Origin of the sequence: Psychrobacter sp. NZS113, from assembly GCF_015864825.1 — a bacterium.
Taxonomy (GTDB): domain Bacteria; phylum Pseudomonadota; class Gammaproteobacteria; order Pseudomonadales; family Moraxellaceae; genus Psychrobacter.
Genome location: NZ_JADYWL010000001.1, coordinates 127787 through 142499, shown reverse-complemented (window position 1 = coordinate 142499; position 14713 = coordinate 127787). Strand labels below are relative to the sequence as shown.

At 43.5% G+C, this 14713-nt stretch carries 13 protein-coding genes; 9 read left to right on the top strand and 4 right to left on the bottom strand.

Annotation, left to right across the window (positions count from 1 at the left end; translation table 11 throughout):
• The first annotated feature begins 51 nt into the window (after positions 1 to 51).
• Positions 52 to 414 carry a septal ring lytic transglycosylase RlpA family protein gene (locus tag I6E61_RS00625; protein ID WP_197128547.1) on the top strand — a complete coding sequence of 121 codons (363 nt, stop codon included), beginning with the start codon at positions 52 to 54 and terminating at the stop codon, positions 412 to 414.
• 115 nt (positions 415 to 529) lie between these two features.
• On the opposite strand, the gene I6E61_RS00620 is transcribed toward I6E61_RS00625, so the two are convergent.
• Complete coding sequence (locus I6E61_RS00620) at positions 530 to 2551, bottom strand: ATP-binding cassette domain-containing protein (protein WP_197128545.1); 2022 nt, start codon at positions 2549 to 2551, stop codon at positions 530 to 532.
• Between the two features lie 476 nt (positions 2552 to 3027).
• Between I6E61_RS00620 and erpA the strand changes: the two genes are divergently transcribed.
• The 8 genes from erpA to I6E61_RS00580 all read left to right on the top strand — a co-directional run bounded on the left by erpA (position 3028) and on the right by I6E61_RS00580 (position 11470).
• Entirely contained in the window at positions 3028 to 3408 is a 381-nt protein-coding gene (gene erpA, locus I6E61_RS00615) for an iron-sulfur cluster insertion protein ErpA (protein ID WP_110922102.1), read from the top strand.
• A gap of 350 nt (positions 3409 to 3758) precedes the next feature.
• Entirely contained in the window at positions 3759 to 5333 is a 1575-nt protein-coding gene (gene gshA, locus I6E61_RS00610; RefSeq protein WP_197128543.1) for a glutamate--cysteine ligase, read from the top strand.
• A 55-nt stretch (positions 5334 to 5388) separates the two neighbouring features.
• Complete coding sequence (locus tag I6E61_RS00605; RefSeq protein WP_197128541.1) at positions 5389 to 5916, top strand: disulfide bond formation protein B; 528 nt, start codon at positions 5389 to 5391, stop codon at positions 5914 to 5916.
• A gap of 475 nt (positions 5917 to 6391) precedes the next feature.
• Positions 6392 to 7036 (top strand): copper resistance protein NlpE N-terminal domain-containing protein, encoded by a 645-nt coding sequence (locus tag I6E61_RS00600; protein WP_197128539.1) that lies wholly within the window; start codon positions 6392 to 6394, stop codon positions 7034 to 7036.
• Between the two features lie 297 nt (positions 7037 to 7333).
• Entirely contained in the window at positions 7334 to 8803 is a 1470-nt protein-coding gene (mpl, locus tag I6E61_RS00595) for a UDP-N-acetylmuramate:L-alanyl-gamma-D-glutamyl-meso-diaminopimelate ligase (RefSeq protein WP_197128537.1), read from the top strand.
• A gap of 328 nt (positions 8804 to 9131) precedes the next feature.
• Positions 9132 to 9386, top strand: coding sequence for a GlsB/YeaQ/YmgE family stress response membrane protein (locus I6E61_RS00590; RefSeq protein WP_197128535.1), 255 nt, complete (start codon positions 9132 to 9134; stop codon positions 9384 to 9386).
• Positions 9387 to 9604: 218 nt separating this feature from the next.
• Positions 9605 to 10153, top strand: a complete 549-nt coding sequence (def, locus tag I6E61_RS00585; RefSeq protein ID WP_197128533.1) for a peptide deformylase — start codon at positions 9605 to 9607, stop codon at positions 10151 to 10153.
• 141 nt (positions 10154 to 10294) lie between these two features.
• Positions 10295 to 11470 carry a type III PLP-dependent enzyme gene (locus tag I6E61_RS00580; protein ID WP_197129420.1) on the top strand — a complete coding sequence of 392 codons (1176 nt, stop codon included), beginning with the start codon at positions 10295 to 10297 and terminating at the stop codon, positions 11468 to 11470.
• A 98-nt stretch (positions 11471 to 11568) separates the two neighbouring features.
• Here I6E61_RS00580 and I6E61_RS00575 read toward each other — a convergent pair whose 3' ends face one another.
• From I6E61_RS00575 to dnaJ, 3 genes are all read right to left on the bottom strand, one after another.
• Positions 11569 to 12474 carry a hypothetical protein gene (locus tag I6E61_RS00575; protein WP_197128531.1) on the bottom strand — a complete coding sequence of 302 codons (906 nt, stop codon included), beginning with the start codon at positions 12472 to 12474 and terminating at the stop codon, positions 11569 to 11571.
• A gap of 60 nt (positions 12475 to 12534) precedes the next feature.
• Positions 12535 to 13365, bottom strand: a complete 831-nt coding sequence (gene dapB / locus I6E61_RS00570) for a 4-hydroxy-tetrahydrodipicolinate reductase (protein WP_197128529.1) — start codon at positions 13363 to 13365, stop codon at positions 12535 to 12537.
• Between the two features lie 173 nt (positions 13366 to 13538).
• The gene (gene dnaJ, locus I6E61_RS00565) at positions 13539 to 14678 is read right to left on the bottom strand and encodes a molecular chaperone DnaJ (protein ID WP_197128527.1); all 1140 of its coding nucleotides are present in this window, start codon (positions 14676 to 14678) and stop codon (positions 13539 to 13541) included.
• Positions 14679 to 14713: the final 35 nt, after the last annotated feature.

Here is a 14713-nt window from a genome sequence, read left to right as displayed (position 1 = left end):
TAACGTAGGCAAGAGTATCTGTCTATTTTATTAATTGCTTAAAGGTATTAAATGTCTTATTTAATCAAGTCTTTGGTTATCGCTTTATCACTACTGCTTAGTACCACTGTTTTCGCTGGCAACACCAGTTATTACGGCAGCAAGTTTCATGGGAAACGTACGGCTAGTGGTAGTATCTTCAACATGAACTCATTGACCGCTGCACATCGCACGTTACCGTTCGGCACGAAGGTACAAGTAACCAATCAAAAGACAAAGCAGAGCGTCATCGTAAAAATCACTGATAGAGGACCTTTTATTCGAGGCCGTATTCTTGATTTATCAAAAGCTGCTGCTGGTCAAATAAACTGTCAATTGTGCACGACGACAATGGAAATACTCTCTTATGGTGATGGTAAATACCGTAAGGAATAATGTAATAAAAAGGGAGAGCGTTAGCTCTCCCTTTTTTATGCCTGCTTATATAATTTAAAAACTGCTGAGCAAACACTTAAACCTTCTGGTTGCAGTTCTATATATATAACCTCCTCTACTTGGCAGCAGATTCTATTTCCTCTAACGTCGTCATCGATAGCAATAGTTTCTCTTCGTTATTACTATGCTGCTGTTGTAGTGCTGTTTGCTCATTAAGCAGAACAAGCAAGTCTGACTTTCGCTTTTCTTCATAAAGCGTGGTATCAGCAAGCTTCTCTTCTAGCGTCACAAGCTGCTTATCAATTTTAGCCAATAGCTTTTCTGTATCTTCTATCTCACGGCGAATAGGAGCAGTAAGTTTGCGTTGTTCAGCCGCTAACTTACGCTGCTCTTCTTTACTTAGTGTAGGTTCAGCAGCTTTACTCTTTGATGAAGTAGTAGACGTACTGTTATTCGCTTGACTGGTATTTGTTTCACGTGAAACGAACTTCTTGCTCTCTTTTTTACTTTTTTTCTTACCAGTGTTTTTATCTGATGAATTCTCTTGCTTACGCTTTTCTGCTAACCATTTGCCATAGTCACCGATATCACCATCGAACTCTTCGATAATACCGTCATGTACCAAATACAGCTCATCGCAAACGTTAGCTATCAATTCACGATCATGCGAGACCAAGACCACTGCCCCTTCAAAGCCTTGTAGTGCGATGGTCAGTGCTTGACGCATTTGCAAATCTAAATGGTTGGTTGGCTCATCTAGAACCAGCACGTTCGGGCGCTGCCAGACAATCAACGCTAGCGTCAAACGTGCACGCTCACCACCTGAGAACAGCTCGCTTGGGGTGTCAATACGATCACCACGGAAGTCAAAGCTACCTAAAAATGAACGTAGCATCGCATCAGACGTCTTGCCTGCTAGACGACGCAGCATCTCTATCGGTGTTGCCTTGGCATCTAAGATGTCCATTTGATGCTGGTTAAAATAGCCCAGTTTCAGCGTATCAGACATACGATACGTGCCGGTTAATACACCAAGCTCGCCAACCAATGCCTTAATCAGTGTTGACTTACCTGCACCATTCATACCCAGCAGGCCAAGACGCGTATCTGGCGTCACCTGTACATTGGCATTATGCAGCAGTGGTACGTCACTATAACCAATATCTGCTTTTGTCAGCTCAATCAGCGGTGAGCTCATATTGGCTGGCTCGTAGAAGCGGAATGAGAACGGGTTGTCCGCCATCATTGGTGACAACTCTGCCATACGCTCAAGTTGCTTGATACGGCTCTGAGCCTGTTTAGCTTTACTGGCTTTGGCACGGAAACGACGAATAAAGTCATCCAAATGTGCTTTGGTCGCTTCTTGCTTCTCAAACGCTTGCTGCTGCTGTGCCATACGCTCATGACGAGTACGAATGAACTGCTGATAGTTACCTGTATACAGGGTGATTTTTTGTTGTTCTACATGAAGAATATGACCAACCGTCGCATCCAAAAATGCTTGGTCATGCGAGATAACAATCACGAGACCCATAAAAGCATTGATCCAAGTCTCTAGCCAAAGGATCGCATCCAAATCCAAATGGTTGGTTGGCTCATCGAGTAACATAAGATCCGCACGGCTCATCAAAGTTTTGGCAAGGTTTAGACGCATACGCCAACCACCCGAAAAACCTTCTACTGGTAGCTCATGCTGATTGGTATTGAAACCCAAACCCGCCATAATTTGCGCAGCTTTGGTGGGCGTACGATAGCCGTCAATTTCATCAAACTGCTGATGCAATATGCCAATCTGCTCATCACTGACACTACTCAAATCATTTAGTGAAGCATTAATCTCATACCACTGCTCATCACCACTTAATACATAATCAATGGCCGTCTGCTTAGTCGCGCCAACTTCCTGCGCCATATGTGCCACATGCCAGCTATCAGGAATGCTCACTTCGCCCTTATCAAGGGTAACTTCAGTATCACCCGTACCCATTCGCGTTAGTAATAAAGCGAACAAAGTAGATTTGCCTGTGCCATTATTGCCTGTTAAGCCAACCTTGTGACCCGGATGTAGCTGGAAGCTCGCACCTGCAAACAATTCACGACCATCACGGCGAACACCAACGTCTTTAAATTCGATCATATAATTTCTTCATCTCAACAGTAATATAAAAAATAAGGCAATAAAAACACACATCTGGCATGCTAACTGGCGGCTATTATTTCAAACGCTTGCCCGATAGGCAAACGATTAAATAACTATTTCAAAACTAAGTATTTATTAAGCTAAAAAGCCTTTCACCTTATAGACAATTATCAGGGCAATAAAGGCTCATATTGGATACGATAAATTCGATTAGCCGCGTCACTCTTGACAAACGATTCGCGACCCCCATTATGATATACTGCTATAAAATAAGTGCCAACTATATGCTCAACCATTTGGATGGCACAAATACTAGCTTGATATGGCACAAACAGCTTATATTGCTCCAATAGATTTATCCTAATAACAGCACCCAATTAAATCAAACGCCGTGCGTATCTTTATTTGCAACCATTTCATTGCAAACCCAAACAGGATGACGACCGCATTTGATCCTAGCAACTGAGGTAGATATGAACGAATCAGCCAACCAATTTAGTCCAAGCTCGAGCCAGCCAGTAGATCCAACGGTCTTAAGCCTAACCGATAGTGCTGCACAAAAAGTACGTCGTCTGCGCGAAGAAGAAGGTGATAGCGACCTTATGCTACGCGTCTATGTGACTGGCGGTGGCTGCTCAGGTTTTTCTTATGGCTTTAATTTCGCCAATGAGTTGAATGAAGATGATGCCAACTTTGACAATGAAGATGTGACTTTAGTTGTCGATTCGCTAAGCTACCAGTATTTGCAAGGTTCTACTGTTGACTATACTGAAGGGTTAGAAGGCGCACGCTTTATCGTGACCAACCCGAATGCAACAACCACTTGTGGCTGTGGCTCGTCTTTCTCAATCTAAATTAGCGGTATGTGTGAGTGTTCATTCAGATGCGTTAGTTATTAGCTACAGCGATGATAAATAGCTTGATGTCGTCTATCAAAAGCATCTATCTGCTAGGTAGGTGCTTTTTATTCACTTGGTTTTATAGCGCTTGAATGACACATTGTTCAAAAACAGTGTGGCCTAAATATCCGCTGATAGTCAGACAGATAAGCCATTGTAAAGCTTATCGTATTTGTAATCGTCCGTGGTTTTCAAGGCAGCTTTGAGCTAAACTGACGGGATTCTTAATCCAATATTTACCTCTTTTATGGTCGAACGCTAGTCGTGTTTTGATCCGCCATAATAAATAACAATAGATGACTATTATGAGTAATTTTGCGAGTAGCTTTGTGAACTTTGAAATCCCTAACTGGTTTGACAGCAAGCATTTAGCGGGCATGTTACGTGGTATCGAAAAAGAAGGGCTACGTGTTAGACCTGACGGGTATCTGGCCCAAACACCGCACCCAGCAAAACTTGGATCAAAACTTACCCATCCATTTATCACCACTGATTATTCAGAAAGCCTACTTGAGCTCATTACTGATCCCAAGACTTCGCCAAAAGAAACGCTAAACATGCTGCGTCAGTTACATGTATTGGTCTATCAAGCCATGCCTGAAGGTGAGCTGATGTGGCCACTGTCTATGCCATGTATGCTATCATCAAAAGATGAAGATATCCCACTAGCGGATTATGGTAGCTCTAATACTGGTAAACTCAAGACTTTGTATCGTAGTGGCTTGGGCATTCGTTATGGCCGCCGTATGCAGACGATTGCTGGTTTGCATTATAACTTGTCTTTTGGCGATGGACTTTTTGACGTTTGGCAAGCTCAAACACCTACCGCGCAAAACCAAACGCCAACAGAATTCAAAAATGAGAAATACCTTGGGCTTATCCGGAACTTCAAGCGCCTAACCAGCTTGGTTCTCTATCTATTGGGGGCCAGCCCAAGCGTTTGTCCTTGTTTCTTAGCGGGTCGCGAGCATGATTTAGAACTGCTAAACAACTCAACCTATTATAAGCCGACTGCCACTAGCCTACGTATGGGCAAGCTTGGCTATACCAACAGTGTGCAAGAGCAGCTCGATATTCGTTATAACTACTTGCCAGAATATGTCGAAGGATTGCGCCGTGCGATTCAAACGCCACATGAGAGCTTTGCTAAACTCGGTTTAGAAGATGCTGAAGGTAATCCTATTCAGATCAATAACCATATTTTGCAAATAGAAAATGAATATTATAGTCCTATCCGACCGAAGCAAATCGCGATGAGTGGCGAGACGCCAACTGAAGCGCTTGAGCGTCGCGGTATTGCATATGTTGAATTCCGTGCCATTGATCTTGACCCTTATAGTGATGTCGGTATTCGTCTGTCTAGTGCTTGCTTCCTAGAAGTGATGGCGCTGTATTGTCTGTTCAATGACTCTCCTGACTTGCTACCTGAGGAAGAAGAAGCACTGGCTATCAACCTTGAACGTGTGGTAAACGAAGGTCGCCGTGATGATCTACACATTATCAATAACGGCGAAGAGCAATTGCTTGAGAGCTGGATGCTGACACATTTAGAGCGTATGCAGCCACTTGCCGCGTTACTTGATGCTCATTATGGCGGCAATGATTACCGTGCAGCAGTTGCATTGATGCAAGGCAAAGCAGGACACTCTGAATCAACCATCTCAGCACAAGTCAATTCTGATAGTCAGCGTTTGGGTAGCCTATGGCAGCTTGGCTTTACGTTAGCGCAGCAGCATCGTGACTCGTTACTACAGCAAACGCTCAGCCCAAATACCCAAGCTAAGTATGAAGTGCTAGCAGAAAAATCGATAATGCAGCAAGCGGATATCGAAAAAGCGGAAACAGAAGATTTTATGGAATTTTTGCAACAGTACCGCTAAATTCTGATCACCATTTAACATTTATAGCTGACTATTTTATAAGAGTAACTGTCCAATGCTAAAGCTAGCCACCTACCGCTCTCTGCAAGTGTTTTTGGTCATCATGTCCGTCATCGGTATGAGTTTTGCGCTGTTGTTTTTGCAGCGTCATCTAGGGCTATCTCCTTGCCCACTTTGTATTTTTCAACGTGTTGGCTTGATTGTCATGGGCAGTTTCGCCCTGATATCGGCAGTATTTAATCCCAAGTCTAAAGGGATGAGACTGCTATTATGGCTCGGTAGCTTGATAGGCATTGGCTGGTCTACGGCAGTCGCAGTACGCCATGTCTGGTTACAGCACTTACCTGCCGACCTAGTTCCTTCTTGCGGCCCAGGATTGAACTATTGGATAGACACCCTACCTGTGTTGCAGGTATTTAAAGAAGTTTTTGCAGGCTCTGGTGAATGCGCTTCAGTTGACTGGACATTTATGGGATTAAGTATTCCTGAGCAGTCTTTGATTCTATTTACCGTGCTGTTATTGGTACATGTGCTGATATTATGGCGTATCTTACGACCTATCACCCCTAGCCGCACTGCTTAACAAGTACGTAAATCTCAGACCTCCTTTACGCTACAATCCTTCATCTAAATAGATATACAAGCGATATGACTTGATATTTATTTAGATGAAGACCGCTTTCCCACTAAGCATTGCTGAACCATCAACTGCCTTTGCTACGCCTTCTTATCCAAAGCCACCATTGCTGAAACCACATTCTCCTTTCAAGTACTCCATAACAAAAATTCTACAGAGATATATTTAATCTTTGGTATCTTGACCTTGCTTATTTTATTTTTTGATTGGTCGATATGACTTAGATAGCTTTCACTCTGACCTTCGTTTTTAGCTAATGTTCTGTCTGCTGCGTATCATATCTTCTGACACCAAAACCTCAAATAAGACTCTTTCAACGCTTATATTTCCCACTATCTCTCATTTTTGACGATAGAATCACATTGCTCATAGTATGGGTAATCTGCAGAAATATTATTTAAAAACTGTTTTTGGTGTGACCATGATATATTTTGCGCCTGTTCGCTCTATTACATTGACTGCCATCAGACGCTATGGCCGTTTTTTGCTGGCACTCCCTTTTTGCGTCGTACTTATCAGCTGTGACAATGCTTCATCTAATACGGATCAGGGTATGATAAATGAAGTTATCCCTATTGATAGCTCAGCGTCAGCTGACCTTGCAAATAGCTTGTCAGACAATAGTGACGGTTCACAAGGCTCTGATAGTGATAGGGATAGTGAGCAAGATAACGCAGAAGGCCAGTCGCTGATTACTTCCGCGCAACCGAGCAATGAGTCCAACGCATACCAAACACAGACAGATTCAAAGTCACATAGCAGCGCATTACAAGCGACGCTGATGGGTGATTATGGTGGTATGGTGCCCTGTGCATCTTGTGATAATATCGATGTCACATTGAATTTATTCGCTGATGGCTCAGTACTTAAGACTAGTATTTATAATAATCCTAAGACGCCACGTGCACCGCTTCTTGAGTCTGGCATCTATCGTCAAGACAATAATAAGATTACGATTGTCTACCAGCAAAAACAGATTGAGACTTATAGTATTCAAGACAACCATCTTGTCTTAATGGACGAAAATGAAAGTCCTAATAATGACTACACCTTGTCGCGTAAATAAGACAGTACCTAGACCATCAGATATCAATAAGTTCAAATAAACACCTAAGCCAATACACTAAACAGCGCCTATTTTTAAGGCGTTTTTTATTGGTCATCTAATAGTGTTTACTTTACAATGAGTGGCTGTTTGCCCTGTTGATACTTTGATGACTGCTTGCTCATTCTGCAATAGAGGTCATTGGTACGGGTGATATTTAGGCGGGGTTCGACCTATAATAATCAGCTGTTTATTCTGCTGATATTACAAATAATTTCACGTTTTCATTCTTTCAATTTACGCTCATACGGAACGTCTATGCACATTCATATTCTTGGTATTTGTGGTACTTTTATGGGCTCGTTGGCCTTACTAGCGCGAGAACTTGGGCACACCGTGACTGGCTCTGATGCCAATGTGTATCCGCCTATGTCCACCCAATTAGAAAATGCAGGCGTCACTATTGAAGCAGGCTACCTGATAGAGCATTTGCAGCCAGCACCAGACTTGGTCGTCGTCGGTAACGCGATGAAGCGCGGCATGGACGTGATCGAATATATGTTGGACACAGGGCTACGTTATACGTCAGGGCCACAGTTTTTATCTGAGGAAGTGTTGCAATCGCGCCACGTGATAGCAGTGGCGGGTACTCATGGCAAGACCACCACGACTACTATGCTCGCTTGGATATTGCACTATGCTGGTATCGATACTGGGTTTTTGATTGGTGGCGTGCCATTAGTCGATACGACTGATGAGCATCTACAGCAAGTCTTTGCACACAGCAGCTATTTGGGCGCAGAAAGAGCGAGTGATGATAGCTCAGATACTGGCTATTTTGTCATTGAAGCTGATGAGTATGACTCTGCATTTTTTGATAAGCGTTCAAAGTTTGTGCATTATCGCCCGCGCACGGCTATTTTGAATAACCTTGAATTTGATCATGCTGATATCTTTGCAGATCTCAATGCGATTCAGACTCAATTTCATCATATGGTACGTATGATTCCAAGCACTGGTAAAATTATCATGCCAGCAGCGACTGCCAGTTTAGAGGATACGTTGGCGAAAGGCGTTTGGACGCCTGTTTGGCGTACATCAGTGGTTGATAAGAGCGCAGCTGACAACCTTGTAAATGATAGCGAGTGGCAAGCTGAGCTTATTAGCGAAGATGGTAGCCAATTTAAAGTAAGATTCAGCAAAGACCTTGATTCTACCGCCACCGTCAATTGGGCAATGAGTGGCATCCATAATGTTAATAACGCTTTGGTTGCGGTAGCTGCCGCTTACAATGTGGGTGTCAGCGTCTCTACTGCTTGTGAAGCACTATCAGCCTTTGCTGGTATCAAGCGTCGTATGGAGCTGATCGGTGACGTCAATGATGTCTTGGTCTTCGATGATTTCGCCCATCATCCAACCGCCATTACTACAACGTTAGATGGTGCCAAAAAGAAACTGTCTGAAAGACGCATCTGGGCCATTATCGAACCGCGCAGCAATACGATGAAAATGGGTATTCATCAAGACAGCCTAGCCGAATCAGCTGCACTCGCTGACCATACGCTATGGTATGAGCCTACAGGTCTTGAATGGGGTCTAAGAGAAGTCATCGAACGCGCTAATGCTGCAAACCCTAATATGGGCAACCAACAAGTGCTGTCTAGTACTGATGCCATCATTGAGCATATCAGTACGCATGCACAAGCAGGTGATGCGATTGTCATCATGTCTAATGGCGGCTTTGAAGGTATTCATCAGCGTCTATTAACGGCTCTACGTAATAAATAGCTAAGCTGGATAAATATTATTAAAGTAAAAGCGTGGCATCGTTATTGACGAGCCACGCTTTTTTTAAATACCTATGCTTGGACGTCTACGATTCGCTTAGTTATGAGTAGTATTGTTAATCATAGATTACGGCTAATGTTTGCGACTTCACTACCTTTGTAACCTTTCATTTACCTATCCTACCTTCATATTAGCAAATACACGGATTTCCTCACATAGCTCATACACTGGTAACATTTTGCGCTTACCTTTACGCCGATGCAATGCTTACAATGTACCTATCAAAACGAGAAAATTACTATAAATGATAATAAGTTAGGAGAATACTATGAGCTTTATTTGGATGATTATTGTAGGACTGGTCGCAGGTTTATTGGCACGAGCTATTAAGCCAGGCAGTGACCCTATGGGTTGGATAATGACTATCGTATTGGGTATCGTCGGTGCTTTGGTCGGTGGTTTCTTAGCTGGACTAGTCGGTATTAACGCTGATGGCGGTTTCACTGGTCTAATCTTCTCAGTTATCGGTGCAATCATACTACTGTTTGCATATGAGATGATTACTAACAAACGCCGCGTATAATCGATTGCCGTATTGATTGTAATGCAGCAATGACGATACACAAAAAAGGCCTTGCTGATTGCGAGGCCTTTTTGTTTGTTATGGTATAAGTTCGTATCTTCGCTATTTGATATTAGGAATAAGTGATAGTTGCGGGAAAGTATTGATAAGCATTACTTTTGTCCCCATTTATCTTATAATATCAACCCTATTTTATCCTTATCATTGAGGTAAGCGTTATGGCTTTACTCCCTATCCTAAATTATCCAGATCCACGCCTGCGCACACTTGCCAAGCCTGTCAAGGAAGTGACTGCTGAAATAAAAACCTTAATCGCGGATATGATTGAGACAATGTATGATGCTCAAGGTATTGGTTTGGCTGCCAGCCAAGTGGATCGCCATATTCAACTGATTGTCATGGATTTATCAGAAGATAAAAATAGTCCTAGAGTTTTCATTAACCCAAAGGTGACACCACTGGTAGAAGAGAAGCAACCGTATGAAGAAGGTTGTTTGTCAGTTCCTGAGGTTTATGATAGCGTAGAACGTCCAAACAAAGTACGTATTGAAGCCTTGGACGAGAATGGCGAAAAAATTGACGAAGAAGTAGAAGGCTTGCTTGCGGTATGTATCCAACATGAAATGGATCACCTAAATGGCGTCATATTTGTCGATTATTTATCACGTCTAAAACAGACCCGTGCTCGTGATAAAGTACGTAAAATCGTCAAAATACGCGAAAAACAAGGCGAGCAAACTGCTGAGCCACAGCCTACCAACTCTTAATGACTCATCATACAGATTGATTGTCGTATGAATTTTTTGTCACATCAGCTAAGTGTTACTAATGGCTAGATGACAATATTATGATACTCGTTTTTACCCTCTAACACGTGTTGTCTATACTAAAGGTTCCTTACCATGACCATGATCAAAATTGACCAATATTTTGACCCTGCCAACTGGCAGAAATTCACCAAAGCTGCTGAAGGTCGTGAGACACCGTTTTTGATGGTGGACCTTAGCCGTATTAAGACCAAGTATCATGAGATGGTTGGGTTTTTTCCTAATGCCAAAATCCATTATGCCATGAAGGCCAGTCCTGCTGTTCAGGTCATCAATCTACTGGCTGAGCTGGGTTCAAACTTTGACTGTGCGTCAATTTACGAGCTTGACCGTGTGCTTGATTGCGGTGTTGAGCCATCACGTATCTCTTATGGTAATACAATTAAAAAAGCAGATCATGTCAAATATGCCTTTGAGAAAGGTGTCGATCTATATGCGACTGACTCAGAAGCCGATTTAAAAAATATCGCGAAGCATGCGCCTGGCTCTAAAGTGTTCGTTCGTATTTTGGTTCAGGGTTCAGAGACTGCTGAATGGCCACTATCACGTAAGTTCGGTTGTCACCCTAATATGGCGATTGAGCTATTGATTCAAGCCCGAGATTTGGGCTTAGTGCCTTATGGTATTTCGTTCCATGTTGGCAGTCAGCAAAAAGACGTTGCCGCTTGGGATGATGCCTTAGCCAAGGTCAAATATATGTTTGACTGGATGAAAAATGAAGAAGACATCAAGCTACAAATGATCAATTTGGGTGGTGGTTTCCCAGCCAACTATATCAGCGAAGTAAACCCTATCAAGGTTTACGCTGAAGAGATTACGCGTTATCTGACAGATGACTATAACGAAGAGGACATGCCTGAGATTATTCTTGAGCCAGGCCGTTCATTGGTCGGCGGTTCAGGCGTTCTAGTCAGCGACATCGTTTTGATTTCTCGTAAATCTCATACCGATTTAACCCGTTGGGTCTATACGGATGTGGGTCTATTCCAAGGCTTAATCGAAACCTTAGGGGAAGCCATCAAGTATCCTATCTATACGCCTAAGATGGAAACATCAACCAGCGAAGGTACTGTGGTATTGGCTGGTCCAACGTGTGACTCAACTGATATCATGTATGAAGAAGCGGGTTATCAGTTACCAGAAGAGCTAGAGATTGGTGATAAAATCTATTGGCTAACCACTGGTGCATATACCAATTCTTACTCATCAGTTGAATTCAATGGTTTCCCACCATTAGAAGTTATTTATATTGATTAGCTTTATATATACAGATAGTCATCCATAAAAAAGCGCGGCACTGTTCATCACAGTGTCGCGCTTTTTTATGCTTGTTTAGCAGTGTCATTGATAACTGGCTACTGTACCAAGAGTGAAATAGGCACACTGTTATTACTATTGACTGCCTGATGACTGCCATAGCTGGTACTTTGGTTTTGACTGTTTTGAGAAATTTCTCCGATAGTCACCCATTGTCCGCGAGGCACGATAATTGTACTGTTCAGACTTTGACCTTGAATAGCATTATTAACAGAACCGCTTCGATTATAAGGCGAATTGGATCGCACCAGTTTTTCTTCCACTTGAGACAGCTGTACTTCGACTTGACCTGAAGGCAACAATCTTGGCGTAACCGCAATTCCCTGTGTCGTTGGTAACAAAACTTGCTGCTGAATAATAATCTGTGGCTTTAGGTTATAGTTGGTTGCATAGCGATTGGCACTATAACTCTGAGTCAGCGAATAGAGCGTGCCAGTACTAATGCTCGCTGCACTGCCAGATAAGGTTTTTATTTGGTATGAATTACTGCCCTGCTGCTGGCTATTGCTTTGATTAATGATACCTGACCCTTGGATACCACGATTGGTAATAATGACCTGACTTTTCTGGATACTATTCTGAGCGCTGCTATCATTGCCGACGCGTACTGAGATGGTTAACGCTTGTGGTTGGCCATCTATTTGAGTCAAGAGCTGCTGCACTGCTTGATAATTAGCCGCTGTGGTGTTCAGTACTAATTTGTCTTGATAAGTTGTGACTGTACCACCATCACGACTGCTGTCTAACTGCTGACGTACTGCTGGCAATAATGTGTCACCGCCATAAGTATGAATAACATAAGTGTCATAGGTCGCAGCCTGTGCAACGATAGGCAAAGCCACCAGACTGATTGCCAAGACTGTTTGACCTGCATAGCCAACATTTTTACTAGCAGTAATAGCGCTGCTAAGCACCTTTATCAAACTCCGTCTAAACGTATTCATATTTGGCTCCTAGCAGCGACTTATCATTTATTAAGATTTAGAGCATGTTGAAGACATGCCCTAGTCATTTAGTCCTAACACATCTTGCATATTATACTGCCCTACTTCTTGCTGAATAATCCAAGTTGCAGCGCGTACAGCACCAGCGGCAAAAGTCATGCGCGCACGGGCACGATGCGTAATCTCGACTACCTCGCCGTCAGCGATGAACATCACGGTATGATCGCCGATGATTTCACCACCACGAATCGCATGGATACCAATCGTACCTGCTTCGCGTTCACCCGTTTGTCCTTCGCGGCCATAAACAGCGACGTCTTTTAGGTTCTGTCCACGAGCTTCTGCCACAGCTTCTGCCATCATATAAGCGGTACCTGATGGCGCATCGATTTTGTGCTTATGATGTGCTTCGATGACTTCTACATCTGCGTCATTGCCAAATGCTTTTGCTGCCATACCTAATAGCTTCAATGACAGATTCACGCCCGTCGAATAGTTACCTGCATAAACAATCGCAATCTGCTCACTCGCCTTTGCCAATACTTGCTCTTGCTGCTCGTTGAATCCTGTCGTACCGATGACCATCGCAACATTATGCTCAGCACAAATTTGCATATTTTTTTCAGTCGCATCAGGTAAGCTAAAATCAATCAGCACGTCGATGTCGTCTACGACTGCCTTTAGATCATCGACAATCTGCACATCTAAGCGCCCGATAGCAGCCACTTCACCCGCATCAGCACCTACTAGGCTCGATCCTTGACGCTCGATCGCTGCGCTCAATGTCGTTTGCGTGTTGTCTTTTACCGCTTCGATAAGCATACGGCCCATACGACCACCCGCTCCAATGACACCAACTTTGATGGTTTGTTCTTTTACTTGTTGACTCATATTTTTGTCCTAAATACTTTGTTTTTAATAAAGGTGTTTTGAAATACTATTTATCGTAAGTTTAACAAATATCCCCACTTGAGTGGCTTTTTATACGCTCAGCAAAAAGCCCAATAGTTTCACGTGAAACTATTGGGCTCAAAATAATGACATTGTTTAGTTAAGTAAAACTATCAGTCAAACAGCTCACCAATCTTTTTGAAGAATGACTTTTTATGTGGTGACTGTTGATGCTTGCTATCACCATCTAATGTATCTTGGAATTCACGCAACAAGTCTTTTTGCTCACGCGTTAGATTGACTGGCGTCTCGATGACAACACGACAAATCAAATCACCTTTCATGGTCGTGCGAACTGGCGTCACGCCTTTACCGCGGACACGTAGCAACTTACCACTTTGCGTGCCTTCAGCAACCTTGATTTTTACTTTACCATCTAACGTTGGGATTTCAACTTCTTTACCTAATGCTGCATCAGTGATACTCACTGGCACATCCATATAGAGATCAGCGCCTTGACGCGTGAAGACATTGTGCTGTTTAACACGCACTTCGACGTATAGGTCGCCATTTTGGACACCAGCACCGCCCGCTTCACCTTCACCTGCGAGACGAACGCGATCACCATCATCGACACCCGCTGGGATAGACACTTCTAGCGTACGTGATTTGTCTTTGACGCCATTACCATGACAGTCAGAGCATGGGTTTTTGATTTGCTTACCAGTGCCGCCGCAATGTGGGCAGGCTTGCTGAACAGCAAAGAAACCCTGCTGCATACGGACTTGGCCTTGACCATGACACGTCTGACAAGTTACAACGTCAGAGGCATTTTTTGCGCCTTTGCCATCACAAGTGTCGCAAGGTGCAGGTGCTGTAAAGCTAATTTCTTTTTTGCAGCCACGTACCGCTTCTTCTAGTGTCAGCTCAATGACGTAACGCAAATCAGAACCACGGCGTGAACGCCCGCCACCGCCGCCACCACGCTGCTGACCGAAGATATCACCGAAGTTGCCGAAGATATCACCGAAGATATCTTGGAAATTACCGCCACCGCCGCCGCCAAAGCCACCGCCGCCCATGCCGTTTTCAAACGCTGAATGACCCATACGATCGTAGGCTGAGCGTTTTTCTTCGCTGCTCAGTACTTCATAAGCCATTGATGCTTCTTTGAACTTGTCTTCAGCATCAGGGTCGTCAGAGTTACGATCTGGATGGTATTTCATGGCCAGCTTGCGGTAAGCTCGCTTAATTTCCTTGCTATCAGCGGTCTTACTGACACCTAATATTTCATAAAAATCACGCTTACTCATGGGCTCTCCTATCGTCTTTACAGTCCACCGGCCGG